Here is a 17,128-nt window from a genome sequence, read left to right on the forward strand (position 1 = left end):
TAGCTACCAAAGGCTAGCTGGTAGCTGAGTTCCTGATCCCCACTCACATGACGAGCGGGTGCCGGCTCGGCACCGAATCCCATTCGAGCGCACGGGAAGTGAAGTACCAGGCGCCGCGCTCGTAGATCAGCGAGTCCCGGAATGTCCCGGTGGCCCGCAGGGTGGTGTCGCCGTACATCGCAGCGAACAGCACCGCGACGCAACGCATGCTCGCGTTGATGCCATCGATGCGGATCTCGTGGTCGAGGGTGACCAATCGCTGCCCGTCGCCGCCGTCGAAGGCCGCGCGCAGGTCGGTGAACAAGTCGCCATCGCGGGTGTAGCTGGCGCCGGCGTGGCGGAACGTGGCGATCCAGCGATCGCGGTCACCGTCGGAGTAGGCCCTGTTGTGCCGGGCGGTCAAATCCAGGATGGCAGCGCGGGCCGTGGCGGCCTGGAGCATCTGCTGTTCCTGATAGGTCATGGTCATTTTGCGGTGCAGCCTCTCTGGAAAATGACGCTCAACAAGGGTTAGTGACGTAACATTAAATTAACTTACCGACGATTACGTAACATTAACGTAACTTACCGGCGAACGATATACCCCGCTTTCTCACGATCCCAGGTGGCCGGACCCAAGCCGCGGCCGCGCAACACGTCTTTACGAATTCGCCCGATGGCGTTCTTGGGGAGTTCATCGACCGCCTCCACGAACCGCGGCACACAGAAGTAGGGCATCCGGGCGGCGCAGAAGTCCAGCAACTCCGCGCGGTCCAGGGTGGCTCCGGGGCGCAGCGTCACGACCAACAGGATGTCGTCCTCGCCCAACTCGCTCGGGACCGCGACCGCCGCGGCCTCGGCCACCGCGGGATGGCGCCCGACGACGGCCTCCACTTCGACCGAGGAGACGTTTTCGCCGCGCCGGCGCAACGAGTCTTTGATCCTGTCCACGTAGGTCAGGTTCCGGTCGGTGTCGAGCCGGCCCAAATCGCCGGTGCGAAACCACTCGGGGTGCGACTCCACCCGCGAGCCCTGGCTCACATAGCCTTCGCTCATCACGTGCGGGCGCCTTGGGCGGCAAGCGATTTCCCCGACAGCGCCGGGCGGCAGCGGGTCGCCGCGCTCGTCGACGATGCGGACGTCGAAATCGGGATTCGGCCGGCCCGAGGTGCCGGGCACACCCTCGTCGGACACGCCCTTGACGGCGATCGGAAAGGCCTCGGTCATGCCGTACATCGTGACGATGCGGCACCCGTAACGCTCTTCGATGTCGCGGTAGGAGTCCGCGTCGATGGGCGCGGCGGAGATGAAGCGTAGCGGCAGCTGCGCGTCACGCGGATCGGCGGGCAGGTTCTGCAGCATCGACACCATCGCGCCGGCCCCGACGAAACCGATGGCGCCGTGGGCGCGGACGTCGTCCCACACCTTGCCGGGGTGAAACGCCTTGGCCAACACGGTCGTTCCGCCGACCAGCGGCGGGGCCAGCACGATGGGCGCCGCGCTCAGGTGAAAGAGGGGCATCGCCGTCCACAGCGTCTCCCCCGGGCCGAATTCCCAGGCGGAAGCGGCCGTCGCCGCCACGGAGAACAGGTAATGCCACGTCGTGGCGACCGCTTTCGACGGGCCGGTCGTGCCGGAGGTGAAGAACAGCACGCCGAGGTCGGCCGGCCCGGCGGGTCTTTCGGTCAGGGGAACGTCCTCGTCGAGCTGCAGCGTCGCGGTGAGCGAATCATCCTGCACCACAACGCCGGTCACCGCATCGAGCTGCCCGACGACCTCGTCGACCCGGGCTCGGCGCTCGTCGTCGGTGAGGATCACCTTGGCCCGCGACAACCGCAGCGCGTGCAGCAGGAAATCCCCCTTGTTCGCGGCGTTCACCGCCGCGCTGACCGCGCCGATGCGCGCCGCACCGAGCCAGAAGTACACCCATTCCGGGCAGGTGGCGGTGAACAGCGCCACGCAGTCGCCGGGACCGACGCCCAGGCCGGCCAGCATGTGCGCCGCCGCGCGGGACCGCCGGCGCATCTGCTCGAACGTCACGTCCACGCCGGCGATCGACATCATCACCCGGTCGGGGTGCTGCTCGGCCCGCCGATCCAGCACGGCCGGCACGGCGAAGCTGTCGACGCCGAAATCAGACGGCCCCGGCATCAGGCTTTCGCGGCCGCCGGGTCGGGCTCGCCGTCGGCGGTGTAGCCGAAGTCGGACGGCGAGGGCTGCGGACCCGGGTAGAAACGGTGCGCCCAGCGGCGAAGCGCGGCGTAGTCGTGCGCCTCTTCGGGAGCCAGGTTGGGCTTTTCGAGGTATTTCATGTTCTCCCACGTGAAGAAGTCCTGCTTGATGACCTCTTGCTGCAGGGCAAGGAACTTGGCGGCACGGCCGGTGGGCGCGTCGCCGGTGTCGCCGGGCTCGCGGATGGACGCCTGCGTGTAGAAGTAGTCGGTGTAGTCCTCGTCGACCGGCGTCTGACCGGTCACCTGCACGGTGGCCACCAACTCGCTGGGGAATCGAACCAGGCCCAATCCCAACGAGTAGTTGTCGTAGATGATCTTGGCGTCGACCGGCCCGTTCGGGGTCAGCCAGGTCGAGGCGCGGCCGCCGCCGAAATGGGCGTTCACGGTGGCGTGCAGGTGGTACCCGGACACCTCGAACGACGAGGTGGTGGCGGGATTGGCGGCCTTGTGCACGTATTGAACGTGGTAGGGGTCGGCGGCGTTCTCGATGATCATCTGCGGGTGCACCTTGACCCGGTTGAGCATCTGGGTGTGCGGGTGCAGCGGGTAGTACTCGTTGGTTTCCAGCTCGGGTAGCACCGGCGGCTGCCAGTACGGCGCCCGGCCGTGCCGCTCGTGCCACGCGAGGATGAATCCGTACCACTCCATGCTCGGATAGGTGCGGATGCGGACGTTGTTCTTGCAGCCGATCTTGCTGTAGGGGATCAGGGCGTTGGTGCCGTCGCCGCGCCATCGCCAGCCGTGCCAGGGGCAGACGATGTTTTCGCCCTCGACGGTGCCGCCGACGCCGAGGTTGGCGCCGAGGTGCTGGCAGTAGGCCTCCATCACGTGCACCTGGCCGGACTCGGTGCGAAAAAGCACCAGCTCCTCGCCGAAGTAGTGCGCGCGCTTGACCTGACCGGGGGGCAGGTCCGAGCCGAAAGCAACGATGAACCAGCCCGTCGGGAACCGGTAGGTAGACAGCGCGATACCGGCCTGCCCGAACTCACGCTCCGAAGGATCTGCGGCCGAATCTGATGCCGAGTCCGAAATTGTATCCGTCACGACCACTCCCAGCGGGTTCGACGATAAGCTCTATTTTTACTATCTTAAGCATAGAACGTCAACGCGGCGCCCGGTAGGTGCCGCATGTCGCCACGAAGCGGGGTTTCAGATGACGGCTGCGGCAGTGGATCTATCCGATTTCGCCTTGTGGCGCAACGGCTTTCCCGACGAGCTGTTCGCCGAGCTGCGACGGACCCGGCCGCTTTTCCGGCACGAGATGACGCCTGGGGTCGCCGAGACGGTCCACCGCGAATTCTGGGTGGCCACCAAGCACCGGCATGCGGTCCGGCTGCATCGTGATACGGACTCCTTCACCGCGGTCGACGGCCCGCTCATCCAGCCGGTCGGGATGTTCTCGTCGTACCCGACGATCATCAACATGGACCCGCCGGAACTGAACAAGCGCCGCAAGCTGATCTCCAGCGCGTTCAACCCGCGCGCGATCGCCAAACTCGAGGACGGCATCCGGGCGCGGGCCGCGCGGATGATCGACCAGCTGCTCGCCGACGGTGGCGGCGACTGGGTCGAGGACGTCGCCGACGCGCTGCCGATGACGGTCATCGGAGACATCATCGGCATACCGGAAGAGGACCGCCCGCGAATCTTCGACAGCCTCGATCGCATCCTGAAGGCCAACTCCCCCGGGGCGCGGCCGAGCTTTCAGGACTACACCGATCTGTACGCCACCATCTTCGGCTACGCGATGGAGCTCACCGCGGAAAAGCGGCGCAATCCCACCGATGACATCTGGAGCACGCTGGCGTCCGCGGTGATCACCGGCGAGGACGGCGACGAATTCAGCCTGCCCGCCAACGAACTCGAGTTCTTTTTCTTCGTGCTGACATTCGCGGGCAGCGACACCACCAAGAACGCGTTGGCCATCGGGCTGCAGGCGTTCGTCGAGAACCCCGAGCAGATCGAGCTTTACCGCGCGCGGGAGGAGTTGCGGCCGAGCGCCGTCGAGGAGGTGCTGCGTTGGGCGTCACCGGTGGCGTACTGGACGCGCACCGCGAAGGTCGACGTCGAGATGGACGGCCAGCGCATCGCGAAGGGCGAGCGGGTGGTGTCCATACTGCGCTCGGCGAACCGTGATGAGGAGGTGTTCCCCTCCCCCTTCACCTTCGACATCGGCCGCCAGCCCAACCCGCAGGTGGCGTTCGGCGGCGGCGGACCGCACCACTGCCTGGGCGCGATGCTGGCGCGCGCCGAACTGCGCGCGGTGTTCGACGAACTGCTGCTGCGCTGCGACGACATCGCCCTCGGTCCGGCCAAGGTGGCTTACCCGAACCTGCTCACCAACATGTCGATCTATGACGAGATGGCGATTTCGCTAGCCGAGCGACGGTAAGCCAGTCGGGCGGCTGCGCGTCGCCGAACGTGCAGCCAGTGCGAATTTTCGGCGGAATTTTCACGCTCAGTGCACGCTCGGCGAATCGTCACGCCGAGAAGTCAGTCGGTCAGCCGCAGCGCCGCCTTGGGGCACTGGTCGACCGCGGCCCGCACGTCGATCTCCAGCCGCGGCGGCACGGGGCCGTCGGCAATCTGCACCACGTCGGCCTCGCCCAGCTCGAATACCTCCGGGGCGAGCGATTCGCAGAAGCCGTTTGCCTCACACAGGTTCTCGTCTACCGTCACGCGCATCAGGCGTCCTCCTCAACCATTATTTTTTGAGGCCCGCCGGACGGGTCCCGATCACTTTGTCGTTGGCCAGGTTTTCCAATTCTTCGTCGGTCAATCCACACCGCTCGCGCAATACCTCCCCATTGTGCTCGCCCAGCCTCGGTGGCGGGCGAAGCAGCCACCTGCCCTGGCCGGCCAGCTTCGCGAACGGCGGGCACGGATACAGGCCCGCCCCGGTGCTCGGATGGTTCAGGGCCTGCAGGAACCCCCGGTCGCGCAGTTGGGGATTCTCGGTCACCAACGACGGCGACACCACGGGCGCGGCGGGAACGCCCGCGCCGGCCAGGCGCTCCACCGCCGATTCCAGTGATCGCGCGGAGAACCACTCCCCCAGCCGGCGATCGATGTCGTCGGCCCGCTGCCGCCGCCCGCTGACGGTCGCCAGACCCTCGTCGCACCAGGCGGGTCGATCCATCACCTCGACCAGGCCCTCCCACTGCCGGTCGTCGCGCACCGTGACCGCGATCCAGTCGTCGTCCCCGGCGCACCGGTAGAGGTTCTGGATCGCCTCGCCGTGACCGCGATTGCCGCGCCGGCCCAGCGTCACCCCGAAGACCTCGGCTTCGATCGCCTGGATCGCGGTGGCGTTGAGCACCGTTTCCAGCATCGGCAGCTCGAGCAGCTGGCCTGTTCCGGTGCGTTCGGCGAAGTTCAGCGCGGCCAGCACGGCGAACGCGGCGTGCACGCCGGCCAGCGGGTCGCAGGCTCCGCGCGGTGCCACTGGCGGCGCCTCGGGCAGCCCGGTGACCCAGGCCAGGCCGGCGATCTGCTCCATGGTCGGGGCGAATCCGACGCGTTCACGCCACGGACCGTCCAGCCCGAACGCGGGCATCCGGGCGACCACGAGCTTCGGGTTGACCTCCAGCAGCACGTCGGCGGTCAGCCCGAACTGGTCCATCACCCGCGGCGAGAAGTTCTCGATCACCACGTCGGCACCGGCCACCAACCGCTTGAACAGGCGACGGCCTTCGTCGGAGCCCAAATCCAGTGTGACGGAACGCTTATTGGTGTTCATCGCGTGGAACACCCAGCCGTACTCCCACCAGTCGTCCACATCGGTGCGCATCCCGCCCGAGTAGCGAATGCCGTCGGGCCGCTGGATGGACTCCACCTTGATCACGTCGGCGCCGAACGCGGCCAGCAGGTGGGTGGCGGCGGGACCGGCCCAGAACGCGGTCAGGTCGACGATGCGCAGGCCATCCAGCGGCAGGCCCCCCGGGTGTGGCGGCGGTTCGGATTCGCTTGCCTCCCAAGCCGGTTCGTCGTTGGCCTCACCGGGCGCCGGGGTCGCGCGCGGCGGCGCGGGCGCGCACGCCGTCATCAGCCACGGCGGTCGCGGCTGGTGAAAGCCGGCGGGGTTGGGCATGAACACCCCGCGCTCACGCACGTACTCCATGTCGCGGATGGTGGAGCCATTGCCCAACGCCGCGATCGGCAGCCGGAACAGCTGACCGAGTTCGACGATCTCCGCCACGGTCCGTTCGGCCAGCCAGGGCCCGATCTGTTCGCGGATCAGGTCGCGGTAGGCCCACCGGCCGATCTGAAACCGCAGCTGCTCGATCTCCTCCAGCTGTGGGCACTCGACCATCGCGCAGAAGTCGAGCCATTGCTGCCCGGTGACCATGGTGATGCCGACGTAGCCGTCCTTGGCCGGTTCGATCGACGGCACTTCCAGGGTGCGGCGAACGGGCGGAACGCGCAGTAACTGCGAATGCAACCATTCGCTGCTCTGCATCGCGGTCATCGCCTCGAGCATCGACAGGTCGAGATGCTCGCCGGGGCCGCCGCGTTCGACACGGCGGCGCACGGCCAGCGCGCCGAACGCGGCGTAGACGCCGCCCATGTACTCCCCCAGGTCCCCGCCGATCGCGATCGGAGGCCCGGCGGGATCGCCGCGAAAGCCGGGCGAGCCGGCCCACGCCTGCAAGGTGAACTCGCTCGCGGCGCGCTCGGCATACGGTCCGGACCACCCGAAGTCGGAGATCGTGACGACGATCGCCCGCGGGCAATCGGCCAGCAGCCGGTGCGGGTCGATGCCCAGCGCCGCGGCCCGCGACGGGCCCGCAGTAACCACCACGACGTCGGCGGCGGCCAGGACGGCGCGGTGGCGCTCGTCGCCCGGGGCGACGGTCAGGCTGCGCTTGCCGGCATTGAGGTAGCTGAAGAACGGGGACGGTTGGCCGTCCGGCACGGCCGAACAGCTGGCGGAGTACCGCCGCAGCCGATCCCCTTGCGGCGGTTCGATTTTGCGCACCTGCGCCCCGGCGTCGACGAGCAGCTTGCCGCAGTAGTCGCCGGCTATCCGGTCGCTGATCTCGACGACACGCAATCCGTCAAGCGGTGTCGGCCGGCTGTCGGGCTCGCGCCTCACGCGGCTATTTATACCATTACTGCTAAAATAGCTAAGCCAGTCGAGCACGCGCGAGGATTGGATGACCGCCCTGGGAATAGGCCAAGACGCCCGCCGCCGACTGTCGGCGCCGCGGATCGCCGAAATCGTAGCCGACGAGTTGCGCCGTCAGATCATCGACGGCGAGCTCGCCGACGGTGACCTCTTGCCGCGCCAGGAGGTGCTCGTCGAGCAGTTCAACGTCAGCCTGGTCTCCCTGCGCGAGGCGCTGCGGATCCTGGAGACCGAAGGGCTGGTCTCGGTCCGCCGGGGCAACCGCGGCGGCGCCGTGGTGCACGCGCCCGCGAAGACCAGCGCGGCCTACATGCTCGGTCTGCTGCTACAGAGCGAGTCCGTCCAGGTGGCCGACCTGGGCTTCGCGCTGCGCGAACTCGAACCCGCCTGCGCCGCACTGGCCGCCCAGCGGCCCGACCGGGCGGACACGCTGGTGCCGGAGCTCAAGCGGGTCAACGACTCGATGGCCGAAAATCTCGACGACGGCCGGCTCTTCACCGAAATCGGCCGTGAATTCCACGATCTCGTGGTCCGCGGCTGCGGAAACCACACCATCATCGCGGTGGTCGGCAGCCTGGAGACGCTGTGGACCAGCCACGAGCAGCAGTGGGCCGACGAGAGTTCGGCGCGCGGCACCTACCCGTCGCTCACGCAGCGCCGCGCCGTGCTCGCCACCCACATCAAGCTGACCGAGACCATCGCCGAGGGCGACGTCGACCGCGCCCGCCGCATCGCGGGCCGTCACCTGGCCGACGCGCAGACCTACGTGCTGTCGGGGCGGCCCGATCAACGCATCCACGCGCTGTCGCCGCAGGCGTTGGCGCGCCCGCGGGACGTCCGGCGCCCCTGACGTCGATGCGAACCGCACTAGTCACCGGCGGCAGCGGCGGCATCGGGAAGGGATGCGCCCGCAAGCTCAGCGAGCTCGGTTACGACGTGGTCCTCTCTGCGCGGCGCGAGGCCCCGCTACGGGCGGCCGCCGAGGAGATCGGCGCGCGCCACATCGTCGCCGACGCGTCCGATCCAGACGGGTTCGCTTCCGCCATAAGCGCTTTGGAGCGCATCGACCTCGTCGTGCACGCGGCCGGCACGCTCGGCGGAACCTACGCGCGCAAGCAGACATTCGACCAGTGGCGGACCATCATCTCGGCCAATCTGGACTCCTGCTTCGTGGTGACGGCCGCCGCCCTGCCCCGGATGCGGGCGGGCTCGCGGTTCGTGTTCATCTCGTCGTCGGCGGCGCACGAGCCGATGATGGCCCGCACCGCCTACTCCGCGTCGAAAGCCGGCATGAACGCGTTCGCCCGCGCCCTGGCGCTCGAGGTGGACCGTGACGGCATCGCCGTGCACATCGTGACGCCCGGCCCGGTGGAAACCGAGATGCTGCAGGACGTTCCCTTCGAGATGTACGCGATCCAGGTGTCCGATGTCGCCGAGGCGGTCGCCTGGCTGGACACCGTCGACCCGTCGGTCGATCTGCCGGAGATCCGGCTGTCGGCCGTGCAGCGCGGACCGTTCGCGCGGCCACCGGTCGTGCCTACGGAAGCCCGCCGCCGGCGCCAGCGAACCCCTTGATCACCGACTCGCCGAACTCGTGCAACGATTCCGGCGCGGCGAAATCGGCGAACCACACGTAGAACCGCTCGACGCGCTGGGCGGCCAGGCCGCCGAAGTGCGCGATCAGCTCGTCGGCGTCACCGCACACCAGCCCCGAGCCCAGGTTGCCGAATCGCCGGGTGCTCACCTCGCGCACCTTGTCCGGGTCGACGCCTGTCCGGACAAATCCGACCATCTGCTGCATCGACACTCGCGCGGTGCCCGCGGCCGGGGCAAGCGCGGGCAATTTGTCGAGGTGGTTGGCCGGCAGATTCCACCAATCCGCGTATTTGCGAACGAGTTCCATCATCCGGGGCCCGGTGCCGCCCAGCACCAGCGGTATCGGATAGGACCTGCGCGGGGCCTGCGCGGCCTGCCCCTCGTCGTCGCCCCAGTACTGCCGGATCAACTCGAGGTGGCGTCCGAGTTGTTCCACCCTGGCCTTCGGATCCTGCTGTCCCACATCGAATCTGGTGAACTCGGCGGGCCAGGAACCCGCGCCGAGGCCGAGGTCGAACCTGCCGTTCGACGCGTCCGAAAGGGTGACGGCCTGTTTGGCGAGCACGGCCGGGTGCCGGAACGCGTCGCAGAGCACCAGGTGGCCGATCCGCAGCCGCTCCGTCTTGGCCGCCACCCAGGTGGCGATGCCCATTGCCTCCCAGATGGTTTCGTCGGGCAGCCCCGGCGCCTCGAGGTGATCGATGAACGCCACCCCGTCGAAGCCGCTGGCCTCGGCATGGCGGGCCCGCTCCGCGATGTCGGCGGCCGATACCCGTACTTGGGGCAGGAACAGATACCACTCGACCATGCGCCCACCTATGCTCGCGCCGATTGCAACAGCGGCGCTAGTTTACTATTTTTATTATGTTAGGGGTCTTATGGATGTCGGTCTGACTTCGGAGCAGCTGTCGCTGCGCGACACCGTGCGCGGCATCCTGCGCACCGAGTGTCCGCCCGATGCCGCCCGCCAGGCGATGGTAGACCCCGAGCGCTGGCGCGCCCCGTGGAAGACGGTCGTCGACCTCGGTTGGACGGAACTCGCGGCCCCGGAAGCAACCGACTACGGGCCCGTCGAGCTGGCCGTCGTCCTCGAGGAATGCGGCGCCGCCATCGCGCCGATCCCGTTTCTGAGCAGCGTCGGGCTGGCCGCGGGCGCCTTGCGGGCCCGCGGCCTCGGCCCGGTGCTCGCCGACATCGCCGGCGGCGCCGTTGCCACCCTGGCGGTCCACGCGAAGGGCGCCCGGCTGCCCGGTGCACCGATGACGTTGCGCGGGGGACGGCTGCGCGGGCGGGCGGTCGCGGTCCCCAACCTGTCGCGCGCCGAACTGATCGTCACGCTGGCGCACGCCGACGGCGGGACGGTGGCGGCGGTCGCGCGCTGCGGTGACGGGGTGCGGGTGCTGGCGGGCGAGTCGACCGACCCCGCGCAACCGGTGGCCGATGTCGAGATCGACGCCGAGCCATTGGCCGCGGCGCCGGTGGAACTCGAATCGGCGCTCGCCGCGCCGCTGGTGGCCCTCGCCGCGGACCTGGTCGGCGTGGCGAGCGCCGCCCTGCATCGCGCGGTCGAGCACGCGAAGGCGCGGCGGCAGTTCGGCACGCCGATCGGCGCCTTCCAGGGGATCAAACACGCGCTCGCCGACAACCACGTCGGCCTGGAACGGGCGCGCAGTCTCACCTATGCGGCCGCGGCCCGGCTCGCCGATCCGGACACGGGCGATGCCTGGAGCTCCGCCGCGCTGGCCAAGGCGGCGGCGAGCGACGCGGCGGTCAATTGCGCGCGCACCGCGGTGCAGGTGCACGGCGCCCTCGGGCAGACCTGGGAGCACGACATCCACCTTTACGTCCGGCACGCCTGGCAGGGTGCGGCGATGCTGGGCGACAGCCGCGCGCTCTACCACGAGGTGGGCCGCCGGTTCGCCGGAGGCGCGGGATGACCGCCGTCGTCGACGAATTCGGCGCGTGGCTGACGGACTTCCTGCCGAAGGACTACTACGAGAGGTACCGCGAGTACCGCTGGGACCTGCCGCTGCGGCGCGACTACCAGCGGGCGGCCTTCGAGGCCGGGTGGATACAGCCGACGTGGCCGCGCGAGCACGGCGGCCGCTCGCTGGGCTTGCGGGACGCGATGGAGGTCCGGATCGAGGCCGCGCTGCGGTCCGCGCCCAAGCTGCCCAACATTCAGGGGCCCGGCGTCGCCGCGCCCGGCATCCGCCAGTTCGGCACGCCAGCCCAGATCGAGCGGCTGCTGGTCCCGCTGCTGCGCGGTGATGAGTGGTGGGCGTTGGGGATGTCCGAGCCGGAGGCCGGTTCCGATTTCGCCGGGCTGCGCACGCGGGCAGAACGCGACGGGGACGCGTTTCGGGTCAACGGCCACAAGATCTGGACCACCCAGGCCCACGAGTCGCGCTGGTGCACGCTGTATGTCCGCACCGACCCCGAGGCGCCGAAACATCGCGGCATCTCCTGCCTGATCCTCGACCTGCAAACGCCCGGCGTGCGGATCGAGCCGATCCGCATGGCCTCGATCTCCGACGAGACATTTTGCGAAGTCTTCCTCGACGACGTCGAGGTTCCGGCCGAAAACCTGCTCGGGCCGCTCAATGGCGGCTGGAACGTCGCGTTGTCGTCGCTGCACCACGAGCGTCAGATGATCTGGATCATGAACTGGGTCGAGATCAAGCGCGGACTCGACGCGGTGCGCGGGGCGCGTCCGACCGACGACATCTGCGCCGAGCTCGGCTCGCTGCTGGCCGACGCCGAGGCGCTGCGTGCCACCGGGTACCGGGCCCTGGGCAACGAACTGGCAGGGCGGCCGAGCCCCGAGGCCGACATCATGAAGCTGCTCGGATCGGTTACCTTGCAACGCGTTTGGGAACTGGCCGCCGTCGCCAAGGGACCGGACTGGGTCAGCGACCCGGACCTGCTGTTCGAACGCCAGGACGCGCTGGCCGCCACCATCTACGGCGGAACGTCGGAGGTGCAGCGCAACATCATCGCCGAGCGGCTGCTCGGGCTGCCGAAGGGATGACTCGCATGGATTACGACCTGGGCGAGGACGCCGGTCAACTCCGAAACCATCTCCGGGAGTTGATCGCCAACCATATCCCGGCCGACTTCCTCGGCGCCTGCACCGAAAACCCGCAGGATCTCGCCACCACCGAGACGTTCTGCAAGCTGCTGGCCACCGAGGGGCTGCTGGCGCTCGCGTGGCCGAAAGAGCATGGCGGCGGCGGCGGTTCGGTCTGGCAGCAGACGGTGCTGCGCGAGGAGATGTGGGCCCAGCACGAACCCCGCGGTCCGCAGTACATGGGGATCAACTGGGTCGGCCCGGCGCTGATGCGGTACGGCACGGACGACCAGAAGGCCAAGCACCTGTCGGCCATCGCGTCCGGGGATGTGATCTGGTGCCAAGGCTTTTCCGAGCCGGAGGCGGGAACCGACCTCGTCTCGCTGCGGACCCGCGCGGTGCCGGACGGCGACGGGTGGCGCATCACCGGCCAGAAGGTATGGACGTCCTACGCGCAGATGGCGTCCTGGTGCGTGCTGGCGGCCTGCACCGACCCCGACGCGCCAAAGGCCAAGCGGCTCACCCTGTTCCTGATACCCATGGACCGGCCCGGGTTCACCGTCCGGCCGATCCCGTCGATGCTGGGACCGCACCACCTCAACGAGATGTTCCTCGACGACGTGCCGGCGTTTCCCGGCGACGTTCTCGGCGAGGTCGGCGACGGCTGGCGGGTGATGCGGGAGGCGCTGGCGTTCGAGCGGGTCGGCATCGCGCGCTACGCGCGGTGCGAGTCCCTGCTCGACCGGCTGCAAAAGCAACTCGGCGACGGCTGGGACGCGCTGCCGGAATCGATTCGCGCCCGCTGGGCCCGGGCGCTGGTCGACCTGCGGGTGGCCAGGCTGCTGGCGTACCGGGCGATCTCGCTGCAGGACGACCCGTCGGCGGGTGCGGCGGCCAGCGCCGCCCGCATCGCCACCACCACGTGCGATCAGCAGGTCGCCGAGCTGCTGTTCGACGTGCTGGGCCCGTCCGCGCTGGACAGCGGCGCGTCGGCGCCCCTGCACGGGGCGATCGAGGACCATTGGCGCTACGCGCAGGCCGCCACCGTGGCATCGGGCACCATCGAGGTGCAGCGAATGCTGGTGGCGCGAGACGTTCTGGGAGGACATCGGTGAAAACCGAACTGCCACAAGACATTAGTGACTTCGCCGCCGTCGCCGCCAAGCGGCTCGCCCGGCTGGGCGGCCCGCCGGCGGCGTTGCGCGCGGAGACCGACGACGGCGTACGCGACGCGGCGCGGGGTGCCCTGAGCGACGTCGGCGCGTTCGAGCTCGACGTGAGGTCGGACCCCGACGACCTGCTCGCCGCCGCGGTGCTCTGCCAGGCCGCCGGCGCGAACGCCCTGCCCTACCCCGTCGTCGAAGAGCTGCTGGCGATCGACGGCGCCCGACTGAGCCTGGTCAACCCCGACGCCCCGCGCATCGACCACGGCGACCTGCCCGGTGAGTGGATCGCCGCGGACCTGGACGGCGCGCGGTACCACCCGCAACCGGGGTTGCGGACGAACGCCAAGCTGGGGCCGTTTCTGGTGCCGGCCACCTTGAGCGCACCCGACGGAACCGTGCCGGCCGGCGACGTTAACCTTCATCTCGTGCTGGGATCATGGCGGATTCTGGGAGCCCTGCAGCAATCGCTGCACATCGTGACCGAGCACGTGCGCGCGCGGGTCCAGTTCGGCCAGCCGCTGGCCGACTTCCAGGCCGTCCGGTTCGCGGTCGCCGACGCCGCCGTCGGAGTGCGCGGCCTGCACGAGCTCGCGAAGTACACCATCTGCCGGCCGGAATCGCTGCCGGCGCAGGTCCATTCGGCCGACGCGCTCGTCCTCCGGTACAAGGCCGCCGACACCGCGCGGCAGGTGCTGCGGACCTCGCATCAACTGCTCGGCGCCCTGGGCTTCTGCGACGAGTCCGACGTCAGCGTGCTCGACCGGCACACCCAACCGCTGATCCGGTTGCCGCTGGGCGCCGAGGCGCTCGCGCTGCGCCTGATACCCGACGTCCGGGACGGCCACCTGGAGACGTTGTTCAGCGGGCCGGTGCCGGCGTGAGCACCGAGCAGGTGGCGTCCGAGGCGGCCCCCGATCCGCTGGAGGAAGGGATCCCGTTCGGGATCAAGCTCCAGCAGCTCGCCGAGGAACGCCCCGACCAGAAGGCGGTGACGGTTGTCGCGCTCGACGGCAGCGCGACCACGCTGACCTTCGGTGAACTCGACGCCCGTGCCAACCAGTGGGGCCGGGCGCTGGCGGCCGACGGGGCCGGGGTCGGCTCCCTTGTCGCGCTGGCGATCCCGAATTCGCAGCACCTGATGCTCGCGGCGCTGGGGTGCTGGAAGATCGGGGCGGTTCCCGTCCCCATGCACTGGGACCTGCCGGAGTGGGAGCGGGACCGGGTGCGCGAGGTCATCGAACCCGTGGTGGTCGTCGACGAAACAACCCGGTGGGAGCTGGATGCCCGCGCGGCCGCCGAGTCCGAAAGCCCGCTGCCCCCGGTCGTTTCCCCCAATGCCAACGGCATCTGCAGCAGCGGCTCGACCGGCGTGCCGAAAGTGATCCTCAGCCTCGCGCCGTCGCTGTGGACGCCGCAGCACGGGGAGCCCTTCCTGTCGAACTGGACGCCGGTGGCCCAGCCGCAGACGATCATGGTGCCCGCGCCGATGTACCACACCAACGGCTTCGCCACCTTCTTCTTCCTGTTGACCGGTGACCACCTGGTGGTGCTCGAAAAGTTCGACGCGGCGCTCGTTTTGGATGTGATCGAACGCTTCCGGATCACCAACTTCACGGCCACGCCCACGATGCTCGCGCGGATCGCCGCGCGTCCCGACGTCCGCCAGCGCGACCTGTCCAGCGTCGTCTTCGTCCTGCAGGGCGCCGCGGTGATGCCGCCGTCGCTCATGCACACCTGGTTCGAGTTGCTGAGCCCCGAGCAGATCGTGACGGCGTACGGCATGACCGAGAACCTCGGCCTCACCGCGTTGCGCGGCGACGAGTGGCTGGCGCATCCGGGCAGTGTCGGCCGCGGCTTCCGGGACACCGAGATCCGGATTCTCGACGCCGGAAAGATACCGCTCGGCCCCGGTGAACACGGCGAGATCTATCTTCGCGCGCCGATGAGCGCGGGCTCCCGCTACCTGGGCGGGGCGCCGCCGCTGCCGTCGACCGAGGACGGCTTCCGCTCCGCCGGAGACATCGGGTATCTCGACGAGGACGGCTACCTGTACATCGTCGACCGCCGGGTCGACATGATCGTCACCGGCGGCGCCAATGTCTTTCCGGCGGAGGTGGAGTCGGCGCTGGCGGGTCATCCCGGCATCGCGGACGTCGTCGTCATCGGCCTTTCCGACGCGCAGTGGGGGCGCCGCGTGCATGCGGTGGTCCAGCTCGCCGACGGAGTGCACCTCACCGAAGAGCAGGTCATCGAGTACGCGAAGAGTCGGCTCGCCCACTACAAGGCACCAAAGACCGTCGAGTTCGTCGACGCGATCCCCCGCACCGCGGCTACCAAGGTCAACCGCTCGGCGATGATCGCGTCCCGGGGCGGCTAGGACGGGCTTTCCCGGGACCCGGGGCCCGAATCGGCCGCGGCGCAACCACATTCGAGCGCGCGGCGCGACTGCTAGCCGGGTCCGTCGGCGGGGCACATGTACTTGTCCGGGAATCGCACACACCCCGGCGGCAGCGGCTGATCGGGGCGATTATCGCCCACGCCGTTCGGCACGACGTGCAGCCACCCGCGATCCTGGCATAGGAAGGAGTCTCCGCCCCAACCCCCGGGCCGGATGGTTCCGTTGACGCACGGGCCAGCCTGCGCCACCGCCGGAACGCTGACGAATACCGAGACGATCACGGAGAAGACCGCGACGACGACCGTCCTCATAACACATTGATGCTAGTCCGATGGCGCCAGTTCAGAGCCGGATCGTTCGCCACGGCGCCTCTACCGGGGCGCAGGGCCGGTTCTAAGCCCATTCAGAGCTGCGGCTGCGACTTGTGGACGTCGTTCGTCGGGCTTCCCGCATATCCCGCAATGCGCGGTAACCTCATTCTCATGGCCGAACCGACCGAGGAAGCCGACGTGACGCGCGGGGACCGCTTCATCAAGACCGCCGTCGCGATCCTGGGTGAAACCGGACGCACCGACTTCACCGTGCAGGAGGTCGTCGCGCGCTCCAAGACCTCGCTTCGCGCCTTCTACCAGCACTTCAGCAGCAAGGACGAGCTGCTGCTCGCATTGTTCGACCGGACCATCGCGCAATCGGTGCAGGGCTGGCGCGCCGAAACCACCGGGCTCGACAGCACGGCCGCGCTGAAGCTGGTCATCGACCGCGTCAGCCAACAACCGGAGTCAAGCACCCAGGACAGCCTCAACAGGGCGTTGAGCCTGTACAACCAGCATCTGGCCGAAACCCGCCCCCGCGAGTACACCCGCGTGCTCTCCCCGATGCATCAACTGATCCGCGACATCGTGGGGCAGGGCATCACCGAAGGGGTCTTCAACCCCGGACTCGACGTCGGGGCCGCGGCCGCGATCGTCATGCAGACGATCATGGGCGCGCAGCGGTTGCACTGGCTCGGCACCGAATTGATCGGCAAACCGATCGACGCCGGCCAGCTGTATGACTATTGCAGCCGCGCGCTCGGCATCCGGGAGACCGACGAGGAGTCGGCCACCCCCTCGCTGGCCGAGCTGTTCGCCCAAATCGGCCTGCGGCCGGGCACCCACAACGGCGAGTTCGCGATGACGATGCCGGTCAGCCCCAACGTGGTCAACACGTCCGGCGCGCTTCAGGGCGGGTTGATCGCCACGCTGGTCGACGTGGCGGGCGGGCAATACGGGCTGGATTACCTGCAGCAGGGCACCACCATGACCACCGCCGACCTCTTCGTGCGCTACCTGCGCCCGATTCGGCAGGGCGCCGCGCGCGCGGTCCCCCGGATGCTGCGGTCCGGTCGCCGGGCGATGGTCATGCAGGTCGACATATACGGCGACGGCGACGAGCTCGCCGCCACCGCGACCGTGAATTTCGCCATCATCAACGGGGCGACGCCGACCGGCCTGCAGGCGGACATTTAGCTCCCGGTACTCCTTCACACGGAGAAGTGGTAACGTCATTACCACATAC

16 protein-coding genes are annotated in these 17,128 nt (G+C 68.9%); 9 read left to right on the plus strand and 7 right to left on the minus strand.

Annotated features, from left to right (window positions below; translation table 11 throughout):
- Window positions 1-43: 43 nt before the first annotated feature.
- The 3 genes from A5655_RS09490 to A5655_RS09500 form a co-directional block, all read right to left on the minus strand.
- Window positions 44-469: a nuclear transport factor 2 family protein gene (locus A5655_RS09490; protein WP_067008672.1), complete on the minus strand. Its 426-nt coding sequence runs from the start codon at window positions 467-469 to the stop codon at window positions 44-46.
- A gap of 95 nt (window positions 470-564) precedes the next feature.
- Window positions 565-2,130 (minus strand): AMP-binding protein, encoded by a 1,566-nt coding sequence (locus A5655_RS09495; protein ID WP_067008675.1) that lies wholly within the window; start codon window positions 2,128-2,130, stop codon window positions 565-567.
- The gene (locus A5655_RS09500; RefSeq protein WP_197508650.1) at window positions 2,130-3,257 is read right to left on the minus strand and encodes a Rieske 2Fe-2S domain-containing protein; all 1,128 of its coding nucleotides are present in this window, start codon (window positions 3,255-3,257) and stop codon (window positions 2,130-2,132) included. The genes A5655_RS09495 and A5655_RS09500 overlap by 1 nt, the downstream gene beginning before the upstream one ends.
- 109 nt (window positions 3,258-3,366) lie before the next feature.
- Here A5655_RS09500 and A5655_RS09505 point away from each other — a divergent pair, with 109 nt between their 5' ends.
- Complete coding sequence (locus A5655_RS09505) at window positions 3,367-4,605, plus strand: cytochrome P450 (protein ID WP_067008679.1); 1,239 nt, start codon at window positions 3,367-3,369, stop codon at window positions 4,603-4,605.
- Between the two features lie 101 nt (window positions 4,606-4,706).
- Here the strand turns inward: A5655_RS09505 and A5655_RS09510 are convergent, their stop codons facing one another.
- Window positions 4,707-4,898 carry a ferredoxin gene (locus A5655_RS09510; RefSeq protein ID WP_067008683.1) on the minus strand — a complete coding sequence of 64 codons (192 nt, stop codon included), beginning with the start codon at window positions 4,896-4,898 and terminating at the stop codon, window positions 4,707-4,709.
- 19 nt (window positions 4,899-4,917) lie between these two features.
- Entirely contained in the window at window positions 4,918-7,308 is a 2,391-nt protein-coding gene (locus A5655_RS09515; protein ID WP_067008686.1) for a CoA transferase, read from the minus strand.
- 61 nt (window positions 7,309-7,369) lie between these two features.
- Here A5655_RS09515 and A5655_RS09520 point away from each other — a divergent pair, with 61 nt between their 5' ends.
- A complete protein-coding gene (locus A5655_RS09520; protein WP_067008689.1) occupies window positions 7,370-8,191 on the plus strand; it encodes a FadR/GntR family transcriptional regulator in 822 nt (273 codons plus the stop codon).
- A 5-nt stretch (window positions 8,192-8,196) separates the two neighbouring features.
- Window positions 8,197-8,916, plus strand: coding sequence for an SDR family oxidoreductase (locus A5655_RS09525; protein WP_067008694.1), 720 nt, complete (start codon window positions 8,197-8,199; stop codon window positions 8,914-8,916).
- Here the strand turns inward: A5655_RS09525 and A5655_RS09530 are convergent.
- Window positions 8,879-9,745: an LLM class flavin-dependent oxidoreductase gene (locus tag A5655_RS09530; RefSeq protein WP_067008697.1), complete on the minus strand. Its 867-nt coding sequence runs from the start codon at window positions 9,743-9,745 to the stop codon at window positions 8,879-8,881. The two genes, A5655_RS09525 and A5655_RS09530, sit on opposite strands and share 38 nt — an antisense overlap.
- A gap of 70 nt (window positions 9,746-9,815) precedes the next feature.
- Between A5655_RS09530 and A5655_RS09535 the strand changes: the two genes are divergently transcribed.
- The 5 genes from A5655_RS09535 to A5655_RS09555 are packed head-to-tail and all read left to right on the plus strand — an operon-like array spanning window position 9,816 to window position 15,550.
- The gene (locus A5655_RS09535; protein WP_067008700.1) at window positions 9,816-10,874 is read left to right on the plus strand and encodes an acyl-CoA dehydrogenase family protein; all 1,059 of its coding nucleotides are present in this window, start codon (window positions 9,816-9,818) and stop codon (window positions 10,872-10,874) included.
- Window positions 10,871-11,968, plus strand: a complete 1,098-nt coding sequence (locus tag A5655_RS09540) for an acyl-CoA dehydrogenase family protein (protein WP_067008704.1) — start codon at window positions 10,871-10,873, stop codon at window positions 11,966-11,968. Before A5655_RS09535 ends, A5655_RS09540 begins: the two co-directional genes overlap by 4 nt.
- A complete protein-coding gene (locus A5655_RS09545) occupies window positions 11,965-13,122 on the plus strand; it encodes an acyl-CoA dehydrogenase family protein (protein WP_197508652.1) in 1,158 nt (385 codons plus the stop codon). The genes A5655_RS09540 and A5655_RS09545 overlap by 4 nt, the downstream gene beginning before the upstream one ends.
- Window positions 13,119-14,054 carry an acyl-CoA dehydrogenase family protein gene (locus A5655_RS09550; protein WP_067008708.1) on the plus strand — a complete coding sequence of 312 codons (936 nt, stop codon included), beginning with the start codon at window positions 13,119-13,121 and terminating at the stop codon, window positions 14,052-14,054. Before A5655_RS09545 ends, A5655_RS09550 begins: the two co-directional genes overlap by 4 nt.
- The gene (locus A5655_RS09555) at window positions 14,051-15,550 is read left to right on the plus strand and encodes a class I adenylate-forming enzyme family protein (RefSeq protein ID WP_067008713.1); all 1,500 of its coding nucleotides are present in this window, start codon (window positions 14,051-14,053) and stop codon (window positions 15,548-15,550) included. The genes A5655_RS09550 and A5655_RS09555 overlap by 4 nt, the downstream gene beginning before the upstream one ends.
- Window positions 15,551-15,621: 71 nt before the next feature.
- On the opposite strand, the gene A5655_RS09560 is transcribed toward A5655_RS09555, so the two are convergent.
- Window positions 15,622-15,882, minus strand: a complete 261-nt coding sequence (locus A5655_RS09560) for a hypothetical protein (protein ID WP_067008716.1) — start codon at window positions 15,880-15,882, stop codon at window positions 15,622-15,624.
- A gap of 171 nt (window positions 15,883-16,053) precedes the next feature.
- Here A5655_RS09560 and A5655_RS09565 point away from each other — a divergent pair, with 171 nt between their 5' ends.
- Window positions 16,054-17,079 (plus strand): hotdog fold thioesterase, encoded by a 1,026-nt coding sequence (locus A5655_RS09565; protein WP_067009002.1) that lies wholly within the window; start codon window positions 16,054-16,056, stop codon window positions 17,077-17,079.
- Window positions 17,080-17,128 lie beyond the last annotated feature (49 nt).

Origin of the sequence: Mycobacterium sp. 1081908.1 (assembly GCF_001673535.1) — a bacterium.
Lineage (GTDB): Bacteria > Actinomycetota > Actinomycetes > Mycobacteriales > Mycobacteriaceae > Mycobacterium.

Bases quoted from the DNA above. Each gene is read 5' to 3' on its own strand.
- A5655_RS09560 (WP_067008716.1), bottom strand. From the start codon at position 15,882: ATGAGGACGGTCGTCGTCGCGGTCTTCTCCGTGATCGTCTCGGTATTC.
- A5655_RS09520 (WP_067008689.1), top strand. From the start codon at position 7,370: ATGACCGCCCTGGGAATAGGCCAAGACGCCCGCCGCCGACTGTCGGCG.
- A5655_RS09530 (WP_067008697.1), bottom strand. From the start codon at position 9,745: ATGGTCGAGTGGTATCTGTTCCTGCCCCAAGTACGGGTATCGGCCGCC.
- A5655_RS09545 (WP_197508652.1), top strand. From the start codon at position 11,965: ATGACTCGCATGGATTACGACCTGGGCGAGGACGCCGGTCAACTCCGA.
- A5655_RS09505 (WP_067008679.1), top strand. From the start codon at position 3,367: ATGACGGCTGCGGCAGTGGATCTATCCGATTTCGCCTTGTGGCGCAAC.
- A5655_RS09525 (WP_067008694.1), top strand. From the start codon at position 8,197: ATGCGAACCGCACTAGTCACCGGCGGCAGCGGCGGCATCGGGAAGGGA.
- A5655_RS09510 (WP_067008683.1), bottom strand. From the start codon at position 4,898: ATGCGCGTGACGGTAGACGAGAACCTGTGTGAGGCAAACGGCTTCTGC.
- A5655_RS09490 (WP_067008672.1), bottom strand. From the start codon at position 469: ATGACCATGACCTATCAGGAACAGCAGATGCTCCAGGCCGCCACGGCC.
- A5655_RS09565 (WP_067009002.1), top strand. From the start codon at position 16,054: ATGGCCGAACCGACCGAGGAAGCCGACGTGACGCGCGGGGACCGCTTC.
- A5655_RS09535 (WP_067008700.1), top strand. From the start codon at position 9,816: ATGGATGTCGGTCTGACTTCGGAGCAGCTGTCGCTGCGCGACACCGTG.
- A5655_RS09540 (WP_067008704.1), top strand. From the start codon at position 10,871: ATGACCGCCGTCGTCGACGAATTCGGCGCGTGGCTGACGGACTTCCTG.
- A5655_RS09495 (WP_067008675.1), bottom strand. From the start codon at position 2,130: ATGCCGGGGCCGTCTGATTTCGGCGTCGACAGCTTCGCCGTGCCGGCC.